Genomic DNA, 25,565 nt, shown 5'->3' with positions numbered 1-25,565 from the left:
AGGAAAAACCTTTGGGGTATTTTTTTATTCAAATTTATAAAACCTAAATCTATTTTTTCCTCTTAAAATATTGAATAAAAGGGATCTTAAATACTGAATAAGATATAATAGTTAATATACCTAAAAATAAACACAAAACTATTAAATAGATTAAATTTATGAATGTTGATCCAGATATATACCAAGATGTAAAAATTCTTTTGTACCCAATTAAAACAACGATTAAAGGCAAATTTGCTATAAAGGTCTTAAATAAGGTAGTAAATAAATGATTAAAGTTTATATCACTTTTTAAAACATAAAAATGAATTATCAATGTAATCAAAAATGAAATTGTATTAGCTATTGGCAATGCAATTATTCCAAGTTTATGTATTAAAGTATAAGAAAGAATTACATCTATAATCGCTTGCATTACAATTAATATAAAAGATAATTTAGCTTTGTCTTTTGCTATTAATGTTCTATTTAATAAAGAATTCAATCCTATTATTGTTAATCCTGAAACTAAGTAAAATATAACAGAAGCTGTTAACTGTGTATCTTCAAATGTAAATTTACCATTTTGCAATAGAACAGCAACAAATTCTTTATTCAAAAACATTAATAATATTGTGGCAGGAATGAATAAATTAATCATGCCTTCAATCCCATACTCTAAATCTGAGTGAAATTGCTTTACATCCTTTTGAATATAACTTTTAGATAATAAAGGATAGATTACAGTTACAAAACCAGCATTCACAATTCCATATGGAGTTGAAAAGAAAATCATTGAATTTGAAAAAGCAGTCGCATTCCCAGTAGCTAAAGTAGAAGCTAGATATGTAGAATATTGTTGTGATAATATTGTTGCAATGGCAGAGCCGACAACAATTAACCAGGTCTTTAATACTTTCTTAAATTCATTATCATTAAATTGTAAACTTGCTTTAACTCTATACCCTCTTTTATACACACAAATAAAAGTAAATATAAATTGAATAATACTACCAAGTAAAACACCATAAGCCATAGACATTGCATCAAGTTTTTTATGAAAAATAGAAACAAAAATAATAACAGTAATAGAGAAAAATAATGGAGCAATACCATAGGCTATAAAATGTTTATCTGTTTGTAATGCAGCAGCAAAAACATTAGCTATAGAAATAAAAGCCAGAAATCCAATAAAATACGGTAGCAATTTACCACCTAATACTAACTCACTACCTTCAAAATCACTAATAAATGAAAAAATCTGTCTTCCGAAAAAAACAAATATAAGAATTATTATAGAAAATAAAATTAATTGTGCACTGAGCATTAAACTAAGTAATTTATTTCTATATGTTTTACTATCATCTTTAGCAAAACTAGGAATAAATGCAGAGGTTATTGCACCTTCAGCAAAAATTTTCCTTAAATTATTTGGTAAGTAATAGGCAACATTAATTACATCAGCTGTTGAAGTTGCTCCAAAAGCTGTTGTAATAACACGTGCTCTAACTATACCTAACAATCTTGATACTAAAGTTAGAACCATCAAGATTGTAGAGTTTTTTGAATTTTCTTTATTTTGATGAGTAGAATCGTTCAAGGTAATCCTTTTTAAATTGTTTAAATCTATCTTCTCTAATAGCTTCTCTTGCTCTAGCTAATAAATTATATAAATATGTTAAATTATGCTCTGTAGCAAGCATACCGCCTAACATTTCATTTGTTTTAACCATATGATGCATATATGCTCTAGAATACTTTGTACAAGCTGAACATGTACAATTTTCATCTATTGGACCGTGATCAAATTTATGAATAGCTTTTTTAAGAGTAACAACACCATCATCACTAAATACGGCTCCGTTTCTAGCCATTCTAGTAGCTAATACACAGTCAAATAAATCTATTCCATTTTCTACAGCATTCAAAATATAATCAGGAGAACCAATTCCCATAACATATCTTGGTTTTGTATCATCTACATATTCTGTGGTATAACTTAAAAAGTCATAAAAAGCTTCTTTTTCTTCTCCAACTGATAATCCCCCAATAGCAATACCAGGGAAATCTAATGAAGAAATATATTCAGCACTTTCTTTTCTTAAATCTTTGTAGAAATTTCCTTGAACAATACCAAACATATTACCTTTAAAACCTTCTAAATGATCTCCATAGTCTTTTGCTCTTTTTGCCCAACTATGAGTAGTATACATAGCTTCTTTAGCAGCTTTATAAGGAATATCTGGAGGAGTACATACATCAAGAAGCATACAAATATCGCTTCCTATACTCTTTTGAATATCAATTACTTTTTCTGGTGTAAATACATGTTTAGACCCATCGATGTGTGACCTAAAATGTACACCATTTTCTTTAATTTTTCTAAGATTAGATAAAGAAAAAACTTGGAATCCTCCACTATCTGTTAGAATATTTCCTTCCCAATTTGAGAATTTATGTAAACCTCCAAAACTATCTAAAACTTCTGTTCCAGGTCTTAAATATAAATGATAAGTATTACCTAAAATCAAATTATAGCCAATTTCTTTTACTTTATCGTGATAAATGCCTTTTACTGTACCATTTGTTCCTACAGGCATAAATGCAGGAGTCTCTACAACACCATGATCTAATTCAACAATACCAACACGAGCTTTAGTATCTTTATCTTGGTGTATTTTAGTATATAATTTCTTCATGCTTTTTCCTTTTTTATCGGTTAATAACTTACTTTATCTATCAATTATTTTCAACTATTTCTCTGAATCAAAATTGGCATAACATTATTTAAAAGCAAAGTCACCAAAATAATTATAACATAGGGAATTAAACTTGCAACAAACGGATTTATTATTGCTTGTTTTGCAGTTAATTGAAATACCATTTTAGAAACATAAAACACAACAGCTAATATTATTGAATTAAATATAGAGAATAAGAAAACATTCTTTCGACCTTTATAATCAATACTACAAGCTATTATTGCCATAATTAATGCTGCAAAAGGTGCTAATAATCTATCTAAAAAATCACTCTGATTTTCATACCAAAGTCTTAAATTAACTTGTTTTTGAATTCTTAAATACTTAATAGCACTTGGCAAAAACATAGTCTGCAAATCAGCAGATAAGTTTCTAAACATATTGTAATCTAAATTAATGCTCTTATCTTCATAACTATCATATTTGTTAACAATAACGGCATTCTCTTCTATATTACTAATTGTTACATCAGATAAAAGCCAATCATTGTTTACATCACTCCAAGTAGCTTTTGGGGAATCAATTCTTGATATAATATTCCCATCTTCATCTTGTTCAATTATTATTACTTGGTATAATGCTTTATCTTTATCAACATACCTATTTGCATAAATAATATTATTATTTAAAGAATCAATTAACCCTATATTTGAATTATCTAATTCATTGTTTATATTTAATATTTCATTTTTCATTTGTTCATAATCAATTCTAGATTGAAGAACAAAGTTCTCGTTAAAAATAAATAACAGAATTGAAACACCAAGTAATAATAAAACTATTTGTCGATAAATATAATGAATTGAAATACCACTTGATAAAAAAGCAATGATTTCATTATTAGAATACATTTGAGATAAAAAGAATGTAATTGTAAATAATGTTGCTGGAGGAAAAACAGTAATTATAGCTTGAGGAAAATACTTTATCGTAATTAAAAAAATATTAAACCAGGATACATTATTTTGAACATATGAATTAAAATTAGAAAATAAATCTACATTCATTAATAATAAAGAAGTTAACAAAACAGTAACAATTAAAATTCTTAATAAACTGCTAAGAATATATTTTTTTATTATTTTCATTAATTTCTCCAAACTCTAATTAATACTATAGCAATCAATAATACTATTATATTAGGAGCCCACATTAAAAACAAAGGATTAAAGGCATAACTAAATGTCCTTAATTGGGCAATTAATATCATATACCAATATAATACAGCTATCAGCATTGAGAGTCCAAAACCAACTAGCCTACCATGTTTAAATTTCATATATGATAATGGAATAGTAATAAAAATAAAGAAAAAACAAGCAGCACTTAAAGCGAATTTCTTATAAAATTCAGCTCTATAATATTGCAAATAAAAATCTATTGGCCTTAAATTTATTTGTTGGATATAATTATAATCATCAACAAAATTATTAATATTTATATTGCTTGAAATTTTATTTGTTGCATAATTTTTACTCAAATTTAAAATTAAAGAACTTCTATCAAGGAAAGCATTATCTTGGTTTTGAGATAAAATGGGTTTGTTTTTATTAATCTTTGTTAATAAATCAACTGAAGACAAATTTGAAGGTAAACTTGCACTTATTTTGTTCAAAGATGAAGAAAAATCAATATAATAGATACCTTTATCTGAGGTTGATAATTGCCAGTTATTTGGATCTTTTAAGTCTGATATTAAAAGTGTTGGTTGATCTAAATCTAAAGAATATATTAATTGATTTATATCTATATAATTTAATTTACCTTTATCAGATTTTGCTAATAAAGATACATCATTATTTGTTGTACTCAATAAAACAATATCATCAATATTATTATCTTTTACATCTCCATTTGTAATTAAAAAATCATTATAAACATTACTAGAATTGCTTTTTAATTCAACTCCAGGACTTTTTGTTAATAATTGAATATATAATTGTTGATATTGAGATGCGCTATATGGCATTAAAATATCTGCGACTAGAAAGCATAATATTGAAATTACTATTGATAAAATAATAATTGGTGAAAATATATTTTTTATAGAAAAACCTGAACTTCTTAAAGCTAATATCTCATTAGAAGAATTTAAGGCTCCTATTACCATTGAGGCTCCACTTAAGGATGCAAAGGGAAATGTATATAAAAGAAATTGAGGAATAGCAAGAACAACTAGGTGAATCATAGAAAAGAAATCTACATTACTTAATAATATTCTTCTTGCTAATAATAATATTTGATTTATAAAAAAAATAAAAAAGAAAAAAACAAATGAAACCAAGAAAGCTAACAAATATTCTTTCCCGATATATTTAAACAGTTGTTTTTTTCTTAATTTTAAAACCAAAATTAAACTCCAGTAGATCCAAACCCACCTTCACCTCTATCGGTTTCATCTAACTCATCAACTTCTATAAAATCAGTTGTTACCACTTGAGCTATGACAAATTGGGCAATACGATCTTTATCATTTATAATAAAATCTTTTTTCCCATGGTTTATTAGAATTACTTTTACTTCTCCACGATAATCAGCATCGATTGTCCCTGGAGTATTTAGAACTGTAACTCCAAATTTGGCAGCAAGGCCACTTCTTGGCCTTACCTGCGCTTCATAACCCGGTGGTAGTGCAATTCTTAATCCAGTTGGAATTAAAGCAAATTCGCCCGATTTTAATACAAACGGCTCAGAGAGCTTTGCTGAAATATCAGAACCTGCACTCAGAGCTGTAGTTTGTTTTGGAAGAGTTGCCCCATTTTCCAATTTAACCTTGACAATTACACTTGCCATTATTTTTTCAAACCTTTTTTCTTAAAAGATTTTTTTTTGTCATATTTGTCATGTTTATCACTTCTTTCAGACTTTTCTGATTTATCACTTGATTGATCATCACTAGAATCTTCTGGTGAGATTGCATCAATATATGATAAATTTAATCTTCCTTGTCTATCAATTTCAATTAATTTAACTGGAATTTCTTGACCAAGTGATAATACTTCATCAACAGATTTAACACGTTTTTTATCTAATTTTGAAATATGGCAAAGACCTTCTTTACCAGGTAAAATTTCAACAAAAGCACCGAAATCCATGATTCTCTTTACAACACCTTGATAAATTTTACCTTCTTCTGGTTCTTCAATAATTGCATTAACTAAAGCTTTTGCTTTTTGAGCATCTGCATTATTTTTACCATAAATAGTAATTGTACCATCATCAGAAATATTAACTTCAGCACCTGTTTGAGTTGCAATACCTTTAATTGTTTTACCACCGGTACCAATGATAGCTCCAATTTTATCTTCTTCAACTTTCATTGATAAGATTTTTGGTGCATTTTCATTAATTTCTTCTCTTGGTGATTCAATTGCATCTTTCATAATGCCTAAGATATGAAGTCTACCATCTTTTGCTTGTTGTAATGCTTTCTTCATGATTTCAGGAGTAACACCAGCAATCTTAATATCCATTTGGAATGCAGTAATACCATCTTCTGTACCAGTAACTTTAAAGTCCATATCACCTAAGTGGTCTTCTTCACCTAAAATATCAGATAAAACAACATATTTAGAATAATCAGCACCTTCAGTAATTAAACCCATTGCAATACCAGCAACTGGTTTTTTAATTGGTACACCAGCATCCATAAGTGATAAACAACCACCACAAACTGATGCCATTGAAGAAGAACCATTTGATTCCATAATTTCAGATACAATTCTAATTGTATATGGGAAATCATCTTTTTCTGGAATAACAGCTTGTAAAGCTCTTTGTGCTAAGTGTCCATGACCAATTTCTCTTCTACCTGTTGTTAAACGACCACATTCACCAACTGAGTATGGAGGGAAGTTATAGTGTAACATAAATGATGAGAATTTCTTATCTCCATCAATATCATCGAACATTTGTTCATCACTAGCTGTTCCTAATGTAGTTGTAGCTAGAGATTGAGTTTCACCTCTAGTAAATAATGCTGAACCATGTGTTTTTGGCAATAAACCAACTTCACAAGTAATTGGACGAATTTCTGTTACCTTTCTTCCATCAGTTCTAACACCATCATCTAAAATTGATTTTCTTAAGATTTCATATTCTAGATCATCATATAAATGAGCTAATTGAGCTGGTCTCTTATCATCTTCAGCAATCAAATCTTCAAATTTTTCTTCAATCTTATCATGAGCTTCTTTTAAAGCTGCATAACGATTCATTTTACCTTTTACAAAAGATGCTTCTGAAATTAGAGGATAAGCAAATTCTTTAACTGGTTCTAACCAAGATAAATCAATTTGTTCTTCAAAAACTGGAAGTTTTTCTTTACCTGCAATTTTCTTTAATTCAAGTTGAGCATTACATAAGTCTTTAATTACTGGATGAGCTAGAGCAATTGCTTCTAACATATCATCTTCACTTACTTCTTTTGCTCCACCTTCAACCATGGTAATACCATCAAGTGTACCTGCAACAACAATTTCTAATTCACATTTTTCAATTTGTTGGAATGTAGGGTTAACAATGAATTCATCACCAATTTTACCCATTCTAACTGCAGCAACTGGACCATTAAATGGAATATCACTTATTGTAACTGCTGCTGAAGCTGCATTAATTGCAATAATATCAGGAGTGTTAATTTGGTCAGTAGAAATAACTGTAGGAACGATTTGAATTTCACGACCAAATGCTTTATCAAATAAAGGTCTCATTGGTCTATCAATTAATCTACTTACTAAAATTTCTTTATCTTTAGGGCGGGCTTCCCTTTTTAAATATCCACCAGGGATTTTACCTGCTGCATAATATTTTTCATTGTACTCTACTTGTAGAGGTACATAATCTAAAGGTTCTGTTGGAGCTTTACCACAACAAACTGTAGCAATAACTGCGCTGCCTGCATATTGAGCATAAACTGCACCGCTAGTCTGCTTTGCAATTTTTCCGGTTTCAAAAACTAGGGTGTCGTCCCCAATCTGAACGCTTGTTTTTTTTGTTTCAAACATTTCTTCTTTCCTTAATTCTTTTTTGTTCTTTTAATAGTTCTTTATATTAGTTTCATTTTTCATGAAACGAGCCCTATTTTTATTTTTTTTGTTTGTGTTATTATTATTACTTATTTTGTTAAATGTTTCAATGAAAAACAAATACAAAAAAATATTGGAGAATTGTATTTAATACATTTCCCCAATATTCACACACTTATTAAATTATTTTCTGATTCCTAATTCAACAATTAAAGCTCTGTATTCGTCAATATTTTTGTTCTTTAAGTAACGAAGTAGTCTTCTTCTTTGACCAACCATTTGTAATAATCCACGTCTTGAAGCATGATCTTTTGGATTAGCCTTAAAATGACCTTGTAAGTCGTTGATACGTGCTGTTAATAAAGCAACTTGTACTTGAGTACTACCTGTGTTTCCTTCAGAATTACCATATTTGGCAACAATTTGAGCTTTTTCTTCTTTAGTGATCATATAAATACCCTCTATCTAGCTAATAAATGCTAGAGTTAAATTTTTAGCAGAGGAATTTGGATATGGAGAAATTGTAATCACCTCGGCTTCAATTTTTATCGAAGCAATTAAATTCTCTTCAACCCAGAGTCCAGTAAAACTACCATTACTTGGTAATAATTGTTTTACATCTTCTGCTTTGAATAACAAAGAGTCACCGAAATATTGGGAAGGTGTTAACCCCAAATCCAGCCGATACTCTCTGCCTAGCAAACCTTGAACAACGTCCATTTTGCCATTTTTTATTAATTGTCTTATTCTTGAAGAGCTAATTACCTCATTATCTTTATCGACAATAGCTTTGGTAATAACTACCTTAGTCTTTTCTGAATAAGGGATTAGATGTTCTTGTAATTCATTAGCATTTAAAGCAGCTTTTGGATTACCTAATTGAAAATCTTCTCCTACAATTATCTTTCTTATTTTGAGATTTTTACATAAAATTTGTAAAAACTCATCAGCACTTAGTCTACTGATTTTTTTAGAAAAGTCAATAATAACATTAAGTTGAAAGCCCATTTTTTCAAAATAATAGGACTTAAGTTTTTCAGTTAATAATGGTTTTTCTATCTTTCTACGTCCACTTTTCATCTTTGGGTTTGTATCAAAAGTGATTACTACAGGAAACAACTTAGAATCTATAACTTTATTTAATATTTGTTGATGTCCAATATGTATTCCATCAAAAACACCAATACACAAAGCGATTTCTTCATTTTTATATAAATTATCTTCTTTAACAAAGTCTTCAAAAGTTATTGTATTCACTCTATATACACCTATCAAAACATGGATTTATTTGACATAAAATCTTTTCTATATTCTTTTGCTCATCCAATTTTAATACACAACGAAGTACATCATCATTTGAATAAACTGCAGCATAAAAAGCACTTTTTTTTACATCAACAGCAGTTAAATAATCATAAGAAGGCTTTTTACCATTCGCTAAATCAAATAAATAATTATCTGCAATTTTATATATTGAAATAGAATCAAGTCTCCTTAAATAATCATCACTTTTATTTAAGCCGCGATTAATATCTTCAACTGTATCAGTGTTAACAGCTTCATCAACAGAGAAAGGACCAATTGAAATTCTCTCTAATTCTATTAAATGAGCTCTTGAATTACAAGCTAAACCTAAATCTCTGGCTATGGATCGAATATATGTACCTTTTGAAACTTTTATTTTACATTTTAAGTCTCTACCATCAAAAGAAAATACTTCAAAACTGTATATAGTTATTTCTCTTTCTGGCATTTCTACATCATTACCACTTCTAGCAATTTTATAAGCTCTTTTTCCATTTACATGCACAGCAGAATAAATGGGAGGGCTTTGAATTATATTACCTATAAATTGAGTTTCAATTGCTGTTTTAATTGTTTCTAAATTTGGGAGCTCTGCTCTAATAAAGATTTCACCTTCATTGTCTAAAGTAGTTGTTTCCTCTCCAAATCTAATTGTTGCAACATAAGTTTTATCTAATGTAGAAAAAATTTGGTTCATTTTTGTAGTCGAACCCGTTAAAACAATCATTAGGCCATGTGCGAACTTATCTAAAGTTCCTGCATGACCTACTTTTTTATCTACGTATCTCTTAATAGAGCCTAAAGATCTAAATGAAGTTACATCTTTAGGCTTGTTTGTTAAAATTATATGTGAATTATTCCCCATGATACTCTAATGAATCTATTAAATTATTAATCTTCTCAGCTTCTTTATATGCTACATCAGCTTTAAATGTTAATTTAGGGGTATTTCTTGTTCCCAAGAATTTACCCAAACGACCTTGAATAAAAGCTGCAGCTTTTTGCAAACCTGCTACACTTTTAGTTAAAGAATCATCATCTAAAACACTTGTTATATATATTGTTGCATAAGCATTATCATGAGATAAACTCACTCTGGATACAGAGCAAAAAGTACTTACGTTGTGATTTTTTATTTCACCTTTAACAATTAAGGTACTAATTGCTTCTTGTATCTTTGATTCTATTCTTTTTTGACTATATTGACTCATTCTGTTTCAATCCGTCTTCTAGTTTTCTAGCAACTTTTTCTTCTTCTACGACTTCTAAAATATCACCAACTTTAATATCTTGGAAGTTTTCTAAACCAATACCACATTCAAAACCAGCTGCAACTTCTTTAGCATCATCTTTAAATCTCTTTAATGATGATAGCTTAATTAAGCTCTTACTAATTTGAATACTATCTCTGATAACTCTTACTAAGCTGTTTCTCTTAACTTTACCATCAAGAACATAACAACCAGCAATAACACCAATTTTTGGTACTTTAAATGTATCTCTAACTTCAACAGAACCGATTTCAACTTCTTTAACAATTGGAGATAACATACCTTCCATTGCATCTCTAACATCATCTACTACATCATAAATAATATTATATTTTCTAATTTCAACCTTTTCTTGTTCAGCTAAAGCCATTGCTCTTGGTGTTGGTCTAACATTAAATCCAATAACTAAGGCAGAGGATGCTGAAGCTAAAGTAATATCACTTTCAATAATAGCACCAGCACTAGCTCTAATTACATTCAATCTAATTTCACTAGTAGAAAGTTTTTCTAAAGAACTTTGTAATGCTTCAACAGATCCTTGTACATCACCTTTAATAATTACATTAAAGCTTTCAATAGAACCTTCTTGAACTTTATCAAATAGAGTATCAAGAGTGAATTTATTACCAGTTTTATTAGCACCTTGTCTTTCTAGTTCTTGACGTTTACCACCAACTTGTCTAGCTTGTTTTTCATCTTCTGTAACTTGGAAAGGATCCCCTGCTGAAGGAATATTTGATAAACCAATTATTTCTACAGGAGTTGAAGGACCTGCTTCATTAATCTTTTTACCTGTATCATCAAACATAGCTCTTACTCTACCAGGATAAATACCTGCTACATAATAATCACCTTGTCTTAAAGTTCCTCTTTCAATCAATACTGATGCAACGGTACCACGACCTTGGTCAATTCTTGATTCAATAATTTTACCTTCAGCCCTACAATTTGGATTAGCCTTTAATTCCAAAATTTCACTTTGTAAAAGAATTGTATCTAATAAATCATCAATACCTTCTTTCTTTAATGCAGAAATTTTACAATAAAGTGTTTGACCACCCCATTCTTCTGGCATTAAACCTAAATCAGATAATTGTTGCATTACTCTCTCAGGATTAGATTCAGGTAAATCACATTTGTTAATAGCAACGATGATTGGAACTTTTGCAGCTTTTGCATGGTCAATAGCTTCACGAGTTTGAGGCATTACACCATCATTAGCAGCAACAACTAATATAACGATATCAGTGATTTGAGCACCACGAGATCTCATCATTGTAAATGCAGCGTGACCAGGAGTATCTAAGAATACAATATCGCCTCTTTCTCCTAATGATACTTTATAAGCACCAATATGTTGAGTAATACCACCAAATTCTCCGCCAGCAACGTTTGTTGATCTAATAGCATCCAACAATTTAGTTTTACCATGGTCAACGTGACCCATAATAGTAACGATAGGAGCTCTATCTTCTAAATCATCTTCAGTATCTTTTTCACTTTCAATTAATGTTTCATCATAAAGAGAAACTAGCTTAACTTTACAGTTATATTCATTTGCAATAATTTCTGCAGTTTCATGATCAATTTGTTGGTTAATTGTAACCATCATTCCCATAGCAAATAATTTAGCAATAATATCATTAGCTTTTAAATTCATTTTTTTAGCTAAATCAGCAACAGTGATTGATTCCATAATATCAATTGTTTTTGGAACTGATGCAAGTTTAGCTGCAACTTGTTCTCTCTTTCTTTGAATTTGGAATTCTTTTTCTTGTTTTGCATCACGTTTTTGATATGAAGCATTGCTTTTCTTTTTATTATTGTTAAAACTCTTCTTTTGAGTTTTACCAGTATTAAATGCATTTGGTGCAACTGAATCAGAACTTGGAGTATTATTGTTAAAGCGACCTTTTTTGAAATTAGATGAATTATTTCTATTAAAGCCACCTCTGTTATTGTTATTATTTCTATCGTTATTATTATTTTGGTTATTAAATCTTGGGTTATAACCGTTTCTATTATTAAAGTTTCCCCCATTATTATTTCTTTGACCAAAATTACCACCATTTCTATTGTTATAATTACTGTTATTATTATTATTATAATTATTGTTATTATTTCTATTATTAAAATTGCGGTTATTATTATTGTTGTTATTATTATAACTTCTACCTCTAGGTCTAGATCCTGCTACAGGTTTACCACCTACAGTTCCAGCTACTCTTGGTGCTGAAGAAGTAGATTTTACTTGAGGTTCTCCATTAGGGTTCTTACTCTGCCATTCTGCATGATCTTTTGCTGTCTTACCTTGGTTAGGAACTGGAGGCAAATTAGTGCTTTTAATAATTTTAGGTCCACTATGTAAAGGAGAAAAACTTTTGTTATTTGGCACTTTTTTAATAACTCGTCTTTTCCCATCTGCTTGAGCACTTTTTACAGATTTTTCTTGGGTAGAACTGCTTACAGCAGCAGAGCTGCCTGGAGTTATGCTTTGTTTTGGTTTTTGTTGTGGCTTAACTCTAACAACCTTTTTCTTTACGATAATCTTTTTTTTCTCAATTTTTTGTTGAGTTTGTGTTGATGCAGCTTCTACAGGTTGTGTAGGTTCTGCATCTGCATTTGAGCTTTTAACATGTTTAATTAAAGTTGCTTTCTTATCACTCATATTTTTCTATTTTATTCCTCTTCTTCTACTGTTTCAAAAGTTAATCCTGTTCCGCATTCTGGGCATTCACTCATATCAACAGTAATTGTATGACCACAGTTAGGACATTTGTATTCGTATTCATCTTCTTCGCTTTCTTCAACGATATCTACATATTGTAAAATTATTGAATTGATTGCGTCTAATTCTTCTTTAGAGAAGTCACCAAAAGCTTCAATCTCAGCATCGCTTAAATTAACAAATTCTTCAATAGTATATACATCATGGAATTGTAATTTAGACACAATATTTTGATCTAATTCAATATCAGCAAATTGTATTTCATCTTCAGAAATTCCTGATTCAAGTGCGACTTCTTGATTATCTTCTTCTACATATTCTTCTTCTTGACCATTCATAAAGAAGGACTCTGCTCTTTCTTTAGCATCATTTACAAATTCCATTTCTTGGAATTCAGCAGGAGTCTTAACATCAATATTCCAGTCACATAGTTTCTTAGCTAGTTTAACATTTAAACCACCCTTACCAATTGCTAATGATAATTGTGATTCATCTACAATTGCAATAGCCCTATATGTCAATCTATCAGTAATTACTACATCAAGAACTTGAGCTGGAGTTAAAGCATTAATAATGTAATTTACAGGATTAGAATCATAATTGATTACATCAATTTTTTCACCTTCAATTTCCTTAATTACGGTTTGAATTCTATTTCCTTTTAAACCAACACAAGCACCAACTGGGTCAATATCTTGGTTATTTGTCTTAACTGATACTTTAGTTCTATAACCAGCTTCTCTAGCTACATTAACTACTTCAATTTGACCTTGTGAGATTTCAGGTACTTCTAGTTCAAATAATTGTCTTACCAATTCAGGAGAAGTTCTTGAAAGAATAACTCTAACACCACGATCATTTTTTTCAACTCTTTCAACATAACATTTGATTTTATCATCTTGTGAATAACTTTCTCTAGGAGATTGATATCTTGAAGGTAAAACACCTTCTGTAGAACCAATATTAACATAAATATCGTTTCTAATTTGACGATTATAATAACCGTTAATTAAACAACCTTCTTTGCTTTTGAATTCACTATAAATAGAATCTTTTTGTATATCTCTAAAGCTCTGATGAGCTTTTTGTTTAGCGCTTTGAACACTAATTCTATCAAAAGTTTTATTTATATCAATCGGAATTAAAATTACATCACCAATTTCAGCTTCCTCATTAAATTTTTTTGCTTCTTCTAAAGAAATTTGAGTTAAAGTACTATAATAATTATCTTCATCAACAATCATTTTTCTTGATGATAATTCAACACTACTTAAATCTTCACCAAAAGAAATTACAGCATTAGCATCACTTCCAAATTTTCTTTTATAAGCTGCTTTTAAGAAATCTTCAATAGTGGACATTACTAAATCTTGGGAAATTCCACTCTCTACTAACCTTTTTATAGCGTCTCCTAAATCACTTGGCATGTTTTCTGTCCTCCCAAATATATTCCAATTTTGCCTTGGATATATTTTCAAAATCTATATTTAAATCAGAATCAAGTTTCTTATCGTCTTGATCAATACATTCACTTAAAATCAAAAAGTCATCACCAACTTCTTTTATTATGCCCGAAAACCACTTAGATTGTAAGATGTCATATACTCTAACTCTTTTATTTAAAAATAATTTAAATTCATATGCATCTTTAATATTTCTTTGTAAGCCCGGTGTTGATACTTCCAAATCAAACTCTTGTTCAGGAGCTAACTGAATCTCCATCCTAGGTTTTATTAAATTATGTACCTCAGCACAATGATCTACAGTTGTAACACCATCTTTTGCCTTAATAACAACCGCTAAGCGAGCATTATATGGGCTTTCACTAAATTTTATATCTACAAGCTCAATATTCATAGCCTCTAACAAAGGTGAATACTCTAAAAATAGAGGATCTTGTGTTATATTATTCTTCATATTTACCCTTCCATTTTACAATAAAAAGGAGACCTGCGATTTGCGGTCTCCCAAAAATCAATATCAAAATGTAGCTTTATAGTACTAAGCTAATTTCCTTTTGTCAAGTATTTACTCACTTTGTTTTTCTTCAATTTCAGCTTTTATTTTCTCTAAAAATAACATTGATTGTATTGGTGTAGATCTTGTTAAATCAAAGTTATTTATTTCATCAATAATTGATGAATAATCTTCTAATTCTTTAACACAATCATCATTATTTTCTAATTCTTCTAATTGGGCCATAGAAAATAAATCCATTTGAGAATTCTTAATTGTATATTCTCCAAAATGTCTTCTTTGGAATTTATCTGCATCTTTTAATATAGGAGATGGAACTCCTGCTAATTTCGCTACATGTAAACCATATGAAGAATTAGCAACACCTTCAATGACTTTTCTAACAAATATTATATTTTTTCCTTTTTCTTCAACAGCCAAAGTTAATAGTTTAACATTTGAAACATCTAAAAGTGTTAATTCATGATAGTGGGTTGCAAATAGTGTTTTAGCATTTAATTCAACTAAATGCTTCATAAAAGCATGAGCTAAGCTCATACCATCTTGAGTACTTGTTCCCCGCCCTATTTCATCCATTATTACAAAAGATTTTTCTGTTGCTGTTCTAAGTATGTGTGCTGCTTCTTGCATTTCAACCATAAATGTTGATTCGCCTTTAGCTATATTATCAGAAGCACCAACTCTACAGAACAATTTATCTACTAATGATATCTTAGCTTCATCTGCAGGTACAAAACTACCTATTTGAGTTAAAAGTATTATAAGTGCACATTGTCGTAAATATGTAGATTTACCTGCCATATTTGGTCCTGTGATAAGACAAAATCGCTTTCCACTTTCTTCGAGTTTTAAACTATTAGCAATAAAAGAACCTAGTCCTAATTGTTTTTCAACAACAGGATGTCTACCGTTAGTTATTTCAACACAGTTACCTTCAACTATTTGTGGTTTATTATAATTATATATATCTGCAACTAGTGAGAGACTCTGTAAAACATCTATACGACTTAAAGCATTTGCAAGTGATAATAGTGCATCAGAAACTTTAGAAGCTTGCTCAACTATATTCTCATATACAAATTTTTCTCTTTTTTCTGCTTCATAACTACTTTTAAGTATCTTTGTTTCAATTTCACTTAATTCATCACTAGTATATCTTTCAGCATTAACTAAAGTCTGTTTTCTATAAAAGGATCTAGGTACTTTATCAACATGAGTTTTTCTAACTTCAATAAAGTTCCCTAAAATTTTATTATATCCTAATTTTATATTTGGGATATTTGTTTCTTCTTTTACTTTTTCAATATATTGTTTTAAATAATTTGAACCTTGCTTTTTAATATCTCTTAATTGATCTAACTCTTCATCAAAACCAGATTTTATTACCTTACCTTCTTCAAAAGGTCCTAAAATTTGATCATTTATAGCTCTTTGAATTAAATCAACTAAGGAAAAGATTTCATCCATAGCATTCAATTCTACTTTATTCATAGAATTATGAATTTCAATTTTTTTTGGACTGTTATCATTTATTAAACAATCATAATGTTCAAAATCATTTTGGATTATATTAAAAAAGGCTTTTGCAGTTCTTGAAATGCCCAATAAATCACTTGGTAAATTTCTTCTCATAGATATTCTAGTAGTTAATCTAACCATATCTAAAACATTTTTTAATTCATTTCTTACTCTAATTCTTTCTTCTCTATTGTCTTTATAGAATTCAACCCATTCTTGCCTATTTTCAATTATAGTCTTATCTATTAAGGGATAGCTTAACCATTTCTTTAATAGCCTAGCCCCTCCACTTGTTATAGTTTTATCAAGAACAGAATAAAGAGTATTACTTGAAGTTCCATCTTGTGTATTAGTTAATATTTCTAAACTCTTTCTAGTAGAAGCATCAATAGAAAGAAAAGATTCATCTTCTTCAATTGAATAGGCTGTTATCTGATTTAAAGAGGACATAGCCGTATCATATATATATTTTAAAAGAGCTCCTGCAGGTTTTATTGCAGGATAGTCATCACTTATATTAAATATCTTTAATGATTGGATAGATAAATGATCTATTAATTTTTTATATGCTTTTTTCCTACTGAAATGAACAGATGGCAATTTAGTAATCATAGCATGTCTTTCATTTAACATATCAGAAAAATCTGTATGAACAAAATAATCATCTTCATTTACGAGTATTTCTTTAGGTCTTATCTGAGATAAGAGTGCACTTAACCTCTGAAAATTACTATCTTTTTCAAAATATTTTAAAATAAACTCCCCACTTGTAATATCACTAAAAGCTACACTAGTAATTTTTCTTGAATAAGATATACAAATAATATAATTACTTGATTTAGAATCTAAATAATCATCTTCAACAACTGTTGCAGGAGTTATTACCTGAACAACTTCTCTTTTTACTAGCTTAATTGCTTTTGAAGGGGCTTCAACTTGTTCACAAATTGCAATTTTTTTACCCTCTTCTAAAAGCCTTTTTATATAAGCTTTTGAAGCATGATAAGGAATCCCACACATGGGTGTATTTGCTCTATGAGTTAAGGTTAAATTTAATAATCTAGATACTTCAATTGCATCCTCATCGAACATTTCATAAAAATCACCTAATCTAAAGAACAACACCTTGTCTTTGTTTTGTTCTTTGATCTGATTATATTGTTCCATCATTGGGGTAAGTTTTTCTTTTTTCATAGTAATGAGTATAACAAGGAGTGTGAAAAATTTAAAGCTAAATAAAGTAAAAATAAACCCCTTCTAATTTAAAATAAACTAATGTTTTATTAATTAGAAAGAGTTATAGTTTTATATTAGGTTAAACTTTAGAATAAATTAGTTGTAAAAGAAAGAACTAATCTTAAACCATTTAATCCATTATTATCATCAAGATTTAATATTGGTCCTTCTAAGAATTCAAATCCTTCATTTGCACTATTTAAAACAGTTGCATCTTTAACTAAGTATAAACCAATTGGGAATCCTGGGATCTTAATTTTTAATCCAGAACCTGCTGCAAAATACCAATCCCAACTATTGAAATCAGTAACATTGCTTAATGATGGTGTTATAGCAGTAGCACTAACAAAAGTATCAAGAGCTAGAATATTATCAATGATTGAATATTCCAAAGATAATTTGTTATCAAATAAGAAAGCTTGATCTTGTACCATTGAATGACCTAAAGCAGTTGAAGCACCATCTATATACAACATTTCATTAACTGTTGCACCTTCTTTTGCTTCATAGAAACCCCATGTTCCATCTTTACTATAATATTGAGGTAACATAAAGCTTAAATTAGAAGAGAAAGAACCTACTACTTTCTTAGTATCATTTTCTTTGTCTTTCCAAGTTAATACTGGAGTAAATGCTGAGAAACTAGTTGAAGATTTAATATAGTTGGATAAACCACCTAATAGACCACCAGCATATGTAAAGTTTTGAGCTACATACCAACCAGTTGTTGTATTTTGTATCAAATCTCTACCATCCCAAGCAATGCCTAAGTTTAATTTGTTTGAGAATTGCCATTGTTTACTATAATCATAAATCAATTCTTCGAATGGTAAATAGTTACCATTTAAGATAGCTTTATTGATACCAATATTTAAACCAGTACTTAAGATTAAAGAACCCTTATCATATTTGAAAGTATATCCTGTATCATATCCAGCTGAAATTCTATATAAATCATAATCCATTAAGTATTGAGAATCTGGAGTTGCTTTATCTGCAGCTAAATAATCTAGATAACTATTATAGCCTAAAGGATAAGCATTATCTTCAATGTTATCTTCTAAGTGACCTGTATAGAAATTATCACTTCCTTTTGCAAGAATGTTAGTAATATCTGAATGTTCTACAGATAAAGAGAATCCATTTGACCAAGGTACTTCATTGAAATATTCATCGACAAAATTCAAGGATGCCTTTTGTGTTGATGGGGAAATTGTAACATTAGTTGATAAGTCATTACCTGTTCCCAATAAGTTTCTATCTGTAATTGTTGCAAAACCAGATACTGGGAAGCCTGTAGTTGTACCACCGAAGGTAACACCAAATTGAATATCTTGTTGTCCACCTTCTGTTATATTTATAATAATATTACAATTATCAGCATCAATTGGTTCAATAGAATAATTTAATTCAGTTACTAATTGAGTATTTTGAATATTTCTTAAACTTTGTTCAATTGCGGATTTATTAAAATATTCACCTTTTTTAAAGGTTAATTCTCTGGTATAAACAACCTCTTGTGTTGTTCCAATACCATTAATTATTATATCATTAACTTTAGCTCTATTTCCTTCATTAATGTTTATTGTAAAAGAGATAACATGATTTTCTTCATCTACATCTGTTTGAGGATTAATTGCTAAATTAATATATCCTTTATCATAATAAAGTTGAGATATAGCTTGTAATTCTTTCATCCATAAACCACGGTTAAATACATCACCAGGTTTAAGAGAAATGCTTTGATTTAATTCATCAGTTGAAAATACTGTATTACCACTAAAATCAAAATCACCAAAATTCCAAATATCACCTTCATCAACGGTATAAACTAACTTAATTTTTTCTTGTTTTGTACCTTCTTCAATAACTTCTTTAGTAGGTCCACTAACCTTAGCCATTATATAACCACGGTCATAATAGAAATTTGAAAGATTTTGAATATCAGTATTTGCATTATCCACTGAATAGTAACCAGATCTAAATAAAGATTGAGTTGTACTCTTTAATTGGGTAGTTAAATTCTTATCATTGAATTGTTCATTGCCTTCAAAAGCAATCTCTCCAACAACAACTTGCTTATTTTCTTCAATAGTGAAGTTTAAAGCAACAGTATTATCTGAATCATCTTCAACTAATTTAGGAGTTACAACTACATCAGAATAACCTTTCTCATAATAAGCTGATTTAATTTTTTCTGTAGCTTGGGCCATTTCATACCCTTCATAGAAAGAATTTAAAACAAGACCACTATCTTCTAATAATGTAGAATCATTTAATTCTTGATTTCCATCAAATGTCACTTTATTTAACATTTGCTTTTCAAAGAATGTTAAGGTAATTTTTAATTCATTTGAATCAGAACTCACCCTATTTGCTTCAGCATAAAAATATGAAAAAGAATTTAAGGCATACAAATCAGATTGTAATTGATTAAATAAGTCTTCAGAATATACTTTGTTCCTATATTTAAATAATATGTTAGAAACGTCATCACTACTTGCGTTTACTATACCTTCTGTTTCGAATTGTGAAATTTTAACACCTTCATACCAAGGCTCATCAGCAGCAAAAACACTAGAAACAGTGATCAAGGTAATTAACAATATTAAAGAAATCTTTTTTATCATGATATCTCCTAACTTTAATACATTTTATCTATACTAACGAAAATGTATTGTTTTAGTTACACTAAATCCCATAGTATCTAATATTTTTAAAATAGACAACTGTGAAGGATTGGTAAAGAAAGAGAACTTAGCTAACTCTGTATCTATCTCATAAGACATTTCTAAATCAAGAGATAAATCATTTGCCAAGAAACTTGTAGCCTCATCTTCATTTTTCGCTAATAAATTTATCATAACTTGGAACTTAGAGTTTGGTGTTAAATATTTACCCATAAAAATAGTTGTATTATTTAAATACCTAGCTAATGGAGAGAATGATGAATATCTCGGATCTTCAATAAATGTTTCTAATATAATATTTTCAACAATATTACTCTTTAAGCTAAAGAAATCTAAGTTCAAGGTTGATGCTATGGTCTTATTTAAAGTAGATACTCCACCAGTTTCTAAGTAGCCTAAAGACGAGAATATACTTGTAGCAGCTGTAGCAATGGATGCTACACTATTTGCATCATTAGAATTATTACTAGAAATTGATTGACCTAATATCTCCATAATTTCTCTTTGAGTTTTAACAGGAGAACTTGTAAATACCGGGTTAAAGTTATCTAAAGTACTATTATTTAAATTTAAAGTTATATCTACTGATTTTCCTTCAGCATCTAGTTCTCTTAATGTAGCATCTAAGGATACTATTGGTTCAAGTTTTTGAGTTTCTGAATTTAATCTAAGAGATAATTTACCACTATTTATATAGAAGTTCTTTTGGAAATAGAAAATTTCACCTTGTTGAATATCTACTTCACCTGTTGCAGAACTAGTTTTAGTTAAAGTATCAAACTTAAGTTCAACCTTTTGATTACTTTGCATTGTTAAACTTAAAATTGGATTATCTAAATATGGGTAATAAAAACTGTTATTTTCTGCTGTTAAGAACTTAATATCGCCATTAGTCTCTTGTCTAGGTTTTATCCATGCAGGTAAATTAATTCCACTTCTAATTACCGCATTTCTAACCTCTAAATCACCATTTAGATAAGAAGTAGCACCATCAGATGCATAATTAAAGTAATTTTTAGCTTCTACATCTATTGTTAAATTCATTCCAATTATTGGAATATACATTGGAATATAATCAGGACAATACATATCAATTGAGAAATAATTAAACTTTAATTTTGGCATATCCATCTGAGATGTTGCTTGGAATTTAATTATCTTATTATTTTCTCTATCGTAAAAATTTGCATTTACTTTACTTGAATATAATCTGTCTTCATCAAAAATTACTGAAAAATTAGGTATAGACATTTCATTTTTCTTCGTATAGAGAGTCTTTAATCTAAAGTCTTTAGAAGTTAATTCTCCATAGTATTTAAAATCATTAAATACATCTTTTAAGAGTAAATTTCCTTTTAAGTTTTCCCCATAAAGTTTAAATAGGTTTTTATATAATATTTTTTGTAAGATAGCAATTGGGAAATCAATATCACCTATATATACATCAAATGTATTTTTATAATCAAATTCAAAATTACCAGCAAAACCAAAGCCTTTATCTATATTGATTGTACCTTCTTTGTTTACAAAATCAATATTTCCTTTAATATTGTCATCACTAATATTTATCTTGCCATCTTTAATTGAGAATGTTGAATTAATATCTGACAAATTAACATTATCATCAATTTCATCATCCCATAATTTCTCAAAATCTATTGTATCTTTAAATAAATCAATATTATCTACATTTAAATAACCAGAAATATCATCGAGAAGTGAATAATCAAATTCTTTATAATTTCTTAATCTTTGATAGATATCTTGAACTGATACTAAATCAATTTTATTTATTGAAAATTGTTGTTTTATTTTTTGGATAAATGAATTGAAATTCAGATTAAAAGCTAAATCACAAGTACTCTTTTGATCAGTATTTCTAGTTGGTTTTATATATTCAATATTTGAAGCTAGCAATAAATTAAATTGCTTTAAATTAAGATCCATTGAAGCATTTTTTAATGAAATTGATGGAAGTATTAAATTTAAGTCTTCAAGTAAATAATCATCATCATTAATAGTTAAATTAGCTGAAAAACTGGTTTTTGTATTATTTTGTATTTTATCTGTATTATTGTGAGTTAAATTTATAGCCTGGGTACTAGTTGGTAAATTTAAGAAAGGAACTGCAGAAACTATTCTATCAAAAAGAGAATTATTAAATAATGAGAGATTTTGATTTGAATTTTGATCATCACTATCAATAACAACCTCGTTTATCGCTCCAGTTTCATTAAAATTAATACTTCCTTTTATTTGATTGTTTGAAGAGAAATCAGTACTACCAATTATTCTTGTATCTAATAAAATTTCTTTTTCATTATTGAATAATCTTGAAATATTAAAATTATTTATATCTAAGAAGATATTAGACAATTTATCATTGTTAAATAAGGAGGCTTCAATCATTTGATTTATTCTATCCCCAAAAGAGAAAGATAAATTATATTTATCACTAAATCTATTTTTTATTAAATCATAATACTTAGGCCCAGAATAATTTATTTGACCATAGAATTTTGTATCAAATTTATTATTATAATAATCGACTCTATCTAAATTTATTGAATTTTGTGCTATAGAACCATCTACTAACAAATTAAACTGATCACTATTATAGGAAAAATTAAATCCACTTATATCTAAATCCCATAAATCAGTATTTTTGAAAGAGAATACTAAATTACCATTAAAGGTTGAATTATCTAAATCTATTAAATTAAAATTATTAAAATCTAAATCAACATTTATAGAATCATCAATACTTAAATCAAATAATAAGCCTTTATTACTTCTTGCATTAAATACTAAATTTTCTATATCTCCAATAACATCTAAATCAATTACATCATTTTTTAGATTAATTAAACTATTTACTTGATATACGGATTTACTTAGACGCTTAAAGTCTCCAGCTAAACTAAAATCATTTAAGGAAGTAACTCTTAAATCAAAGTTTGTACTATTTTGTAAATCATTATCTTCAAAATTTATATATACTAATTTATCACCACTTTCGATATTTTCTAAAGTTAAATCTCCATTTAAATCTTTTTTATCTATATAGTAATCACCACTAAATGCAAGACGATAGTTAAACAAAGAAATAGATAATTGATCTACTAAAATATCATTATTATTTACATCCGTATTGAAATTAAGCCCTAAATTATATTCATTATCCAAGAAAATTGCTTGTTTAACTAATAATGAAGAATTTAAATTACCCATAATTTTATTATTTGATAAAGGAATATTTCCTTCATAATTTAAAGAGCCTTTTAACTTAGTTTGATCACTTACATAATTCTTTAAGGCAGGAACTTTATCTAGAAGCAATGAAGATACTTCATCCAATGTAAAATCATCAAATAATAGTGTTGTTTTTATTTTATTATTCTCAAAAGAACCATCAAAATTACCAATACTCTTTATTAATAAACTTTCCCCATAATTTAAATTGGCTTCTAGTGTTTCAACTTTACCTTCTTCTAAAACAATAGGTCCTTGTAAATTCACATCTAAACTTATTGTTTTAGGTAAATCATTAAATTTTATATCATTACTTATTAATGATGCGGTAATATTTTGTAGATTATCTTCTAATTCTATATCGCTATATATACTCGAATTAATTGAATACTCATCAATTAATAAATTTAAATTAGAAGACAAACTCAAACTGACTGATTTGTATAATTTTAATAAATTATCTTTATTTAATTTATTAAAATCAATTTTACCATCACTAATAAGAATTTGATCATCAATATTACTGTTTAATTTAACTTTTAAATTACTTAAGAAAGTATCTAATGTATCATTTTTATATTCAAAACTTCCAATTCTCAAGTTCGATTTATCAAAAAACATATTAGTTGATAATAGAGATAAATCAATATCATTTATATTAATTAATTGATTATTAAAAAATAGAGATAACAAATCCTCGTTATTAAAATAAAAAGATAGTCTATTTTTTACACTAGATAATCCAAGATTAGCTTTTTGGAATTTAATATAATCATTATTTAAATATATTTGTGTATTTTTTGGTGATAATATAATAGAAAAATCACTAAAATTAGTTTTTATCTGAGATTGTAAATCAGAGATATTAACTTTTGTTGAATTATTTGTAAAAGCTAAATTTTTGCTTTCAACAAAAACTTGACCTATTTGCTCTAAATTATAAGAAGCTTCTAAATCATCCAAGTTGAAAACACTATCATTTATATTTATATGAAAGACTTTTGAATCAAGCTTTACTATTTTATTATCAAAGTTTAAATTAGCAACATCAGCAGAAATTAATAAATTCTTATTATTAAAATTTAATGCTGAAAGGCTAAAATCGAATTGATTTAAAATTCCACCTTTTTCTAGATGAAAAGCTAATTTATCTATTTGTGAGTTTAGATTAATTGATTCATTCTCTAAAGATATACTACCACTATCAATTTCAATTTTATAATTGTTTTGTAAAATTTTTGAACCAATTAATGGAGATAAATCTATATATTTTTGTTGAATGATTTGATCAAGCAATCCTCTAAAATCTATTGGCTCTTTATCATTTTCAATTTTTCCTTGCTCTAACTTTGATTGTATTGCAATAGTATTATCTTTTATCTTTATTTTAGATAAAGATTGCATTAGATCACTTATATCACAGCATATATTAACATCTAAGGAATCGGCTTTGATATTAAAATTTAATTCTTTATTAAATAAAAGATATGATAAATAATTAAAAATATTTTGATTAATCTCTAAATTTTTTACACTTAAAATTGTATTATCATTTTTTAATAAATTTATTGATTCAATTTTTTGTCTTAAGAGAAATGATTCATTGATATTAGTTACTTCAATTTTATAATCATTTGGCATCTCTAAATTTGAGAAAATAGCATTACTTACTGCTTGGACAGGTGTTCTTGCTTGAAATTTAAAGATACCTATTGCTGAAATTAATAATAGTAGTACAATAATTATAGTTATTGTGATGACTGATTTTTTTGTACTATGATATTTCAAGCTCTTCCTCCAAGACTATATTTGCATTATAA

At 28.1% G+C, this 25,565-nt stretch carries 16 protein-coding genes; all 16 read right to left on the bottom strand.

What is annotated here, in order from left to right; all coding sequences use genetic code 11:
- Positions 1-49: 49 nt before the first annotated feature.
- Positions 50-1,579 carry a murein biosynthesis integral membrane protein MurJ gene (gene murJ, locus ACZ5RS_RS10155; RefSeq protein ID WP_464635051.1) on the bottom strand — a complete coding sequence of 510 codons (1,530 nt, stop codon included), beginning with the start codon at positions 1,577-1,579 and terminating at the stop codon, positions 50-52.
- Complete coding sequence (gene tgt / locus ACZ5RS_RS10150; RefSeq protein ID WP_464635049.1) at positions 1,554-2,678, bottom strand: tRNA guanosine(34) transglycosylase Tgt; 1,125 nt, start codon at positions 2,676-2,678, stop codon at positions 1,554-1,556. The genes murJ and tgt overlap by 26 nt, the downstream gene beginning before the upstream one ends.
- 50 nt (positions 2,679-2,728) lie before the next feature.
- Positions 2,729-3,829 carry an LptF/LptG family permease gene (locus ACZ5RS_RS10145; protein ID WP_464635047.1) on the bottom strand — a complete coding sequence of 367 codons (1,101 nt, stop codon included), beginning with the start codon at positions 3,827-3,829 and terminating at the stop codon, positions 2,729-2,731.
- On the bottom strand, positions 3,829-5,091 hold the full coding sequence (locus ACZ5RS_RS10140) for an LptF/LptG family permease (protein ID WP_464635045.1): 1,263 nt from the start codon (positions 5,089-5,091) through the stop codon (positions 3,829-3,831). The genes ACZ5RS_RS10145 and ACZ5RS_RS10140 overlap by 1 nt, the downstream gene beginning before the upstream one ends.
- 2 nt (positions 5,092-5,093) lie before the next feature.
- Positions 5,094-5,534 (bottom strand): dUTP diphosphatase, encoded by a 441-nt coding sequence (gene dut / locus ACZ5RS_RS10135; protein WP_464635043.1) that lies wholly within the window; start codon positions 5,532-5,534, stop codon positions 5,094-5,096.
- Complete coding sequence (gene pnp, locus ACZ5RS_RS10130; protein ID WP_464635041.1) at positions 5,534-7,747, bottom strand: polyribonucleotide nucleotidyltransferase; 2,214 nt, start codon at positions 7,745-7,747, stop codon at positions 5,534-5,536. Before pnp ends, dut begins: the two co-directional genes overlap by 1 nt.
- 204 nt (positions 7,748-7,951) lie before the next feature.
- Entirely contained in the window at positions 7,952-8,218 is a 267-nt protein-coding gene (gene rpsO / locus ACZ5RS_RS10125) for a 30S ribosomal protein S15 (RefSeq protein ID WP_464635039.1), read from the bottom strand.
- A 15-nt stretch (positions 8,219-8,233) separates the two neighbouring features.
- A complete protein-coding gene (locus ACZ5RS_RS10120) occupies positions 8,234-9,025 on the bottom strand; it encodes a hypothetical protein (protein ID WP_464635037.1) in 792 nt (263 codons plus the stop codon).
- A 1-nt stretch (position 9,026) separates the two neighbouring features.
- Complete coding sequence (gene truB, locus ACZ5RS_RS10115) at positions 9,027-9,938, bottom strand: tRNA pseudouridine(55) synthase TruB (protein ID WP_464635035.1); 912 nt, start codon at positions 9,936-9,938, stop codon at positions 9,027-9,029.
- Complete coding sequence (rbfA, locus tag ACZ5RS_RS10110) at positions 9,928-10,284, bottom strand: 30S ribosome-binding factor RbfA (protein WP_464635033.1); 357 nt, start codon at positions 10,282-10,284, stop codon at positions 9,928-9,930. Before rbfA ends, truB begins: the two co-directional genes overlap by 11 nt.
- A complete protein-coding gene (infB, locus tag ACZ5RS_RS10105; protein ID WP_464635031.1) occupies positions 10,271-13,012 on the bottom strand; it encodes a translation initiation factor IF-2 in 2,742 nt (913 codons plus the stop codon). Before infB ends, rbfA begins: the two co-directional genes overlap by 14 nt.
- Before the next feature lie 11 nt (positions 13,013-13,023).
- Positions 13,024-14,499, bottom strand: coding sequence for a transcription termination factor NusA (nusA, locus tag ACZ5RS_RS10100; RefSeq protein ID WP_464635029.1), 1,476 nt, complete (start codon positions 14,497-14,499; stop codon positions 13,024-13,026).
- Entirely contained in the window at positions 14,489-14,989 is a 501-nt protein-coding gene (locus ACZ5RS_RS10095) for an LSm family protein (protein WP_464635027.1), read from the bottom strand. Before ACZ5RS_RS10095 ends, nusA begins: the two co-directional genes overlap by 11 nt.
- 111 nt (positions 14,990-15,100) lie before the next feature.
- Entirely contained in the window at positions 15,101-17,761 is a 2,661-nt protein-coding gene (gene mutS / locus ACZ5RS_RS10090) for a DNA mismatch repair protein MutS (RefSeq protein ID WP_464635026.1), read from the bottom strand.
- Between the two features lie 128 nt (positions 17,762-17,889).
- A complete protein-coding gene (gene bamA / locus ACZ5RS_RS10085; protein ID WP_464635024.1) occupies positions 17,890-20,433 on the bottom strand; it encodes an outer membrane protein assembly factor BamA in 2,544 nt (847 codons plus the stop codon).
- Between the two features lie 33 nt (positions 20,434-20,466).
- Complete coding sequence (locus ACZ5RS_RS10080) at positions 20,467-25,533, bottom strand: translocation/assembly module TamB domain-containing protein (RefSeq protein WP_464635022.1); 5,067 nt, start codon at positions 25,531-25,533, stop codon at positions 20,467-20,469.
- Between the last annotated feature and the right edge of the window lie 32 nt (positions 25,534-25,565).

Source organism: Pleomorphochaeta caudata, from assembly GCF_055395745.1.
This window is presented reverse-complemented; position numbering and strand designations above follow the sequence as displayed.

Bases quoted from the DNA above. Each gene is read 5' to 3' on its own strand.
- tgt (WP_464635049.1), bottom strand. From the start codon at position 2,678: ATGAAGAAATTATATACTAAAATACACCAAGATAAAGATACTAAAGCT.
- ACZ5RS_RS10145 (WP_464635047.1), bottom strand. From the start codon at position 3,829: ATGAAAATAATAAAAAAATATATTCTTAGCAGTTTATTAAGAATTTTA.
- dut (WP_464635043.1), bottom strand. From the start codon at position 5,534: ATGGCAAGTGTAATTGTCAAGGTTAAATTGGAAAATGGGGCAACTCTT.
- pnp (WP_464635041.1), bottom strand. From the start codon at position 7,747: ATGTTTGAAACAAAAAAAACAAGCGTTCAGATTGGGGACGACACCCTA.
- rpsO (WP_464635039.1), bottom strand. From the start codon at position 8,218: ATGATCACTAAAGAAGAAAAAGCTCAAATTGTTGCCAAATATGGTAAT.
- truB (WP_464635035.1), bottom strand. From the start codon at position 9,938: ATGGGGAATAATTCACATATAATTTTAACAAACAAGCCTAAAGATGTA.
- rbfA (WP_464635033.1), bottom strand. From the start codon at position 10,284: ATGAGTCAATATAGTCAAAAAAGAATAGAATCAAAGATACAAGAAGCA.
- infB (WP_464635031.1), bottom strand. From the start codon at position 13,012: ATGAGTGATAAGAAAGCAACTTTAATTAAACATGTTAAAAGCTCAAAT.
- nusA (WP_464635029.1), bottom strand. From the start codon at position 14,499: ATGCCAAGTGATTTAGGAGACGCTATAAAAAGGTTAGTAGAGAGTGGA.
- ACZ5RS_RS10095 (WP_464635027.1), bottom strand. From the start codon at position 14,989: ATGAAGAATAATATAACACAAGATCCTCTATTTTTAGAGTATTCACCT.
- mutS (WP_464635026.1), bottom strand. From the start codon at position 17,761: ATGAAAAAAGAAAAACTTACCCCAATGATGGAACAATATAATCAGATC.
- bamA (WP_464635024.1), bottom strand. From the start codon at position 20,433: ATGATAAAAAAGATTTCTTTAATATTGTTAATTACCTTGATCACTGTT.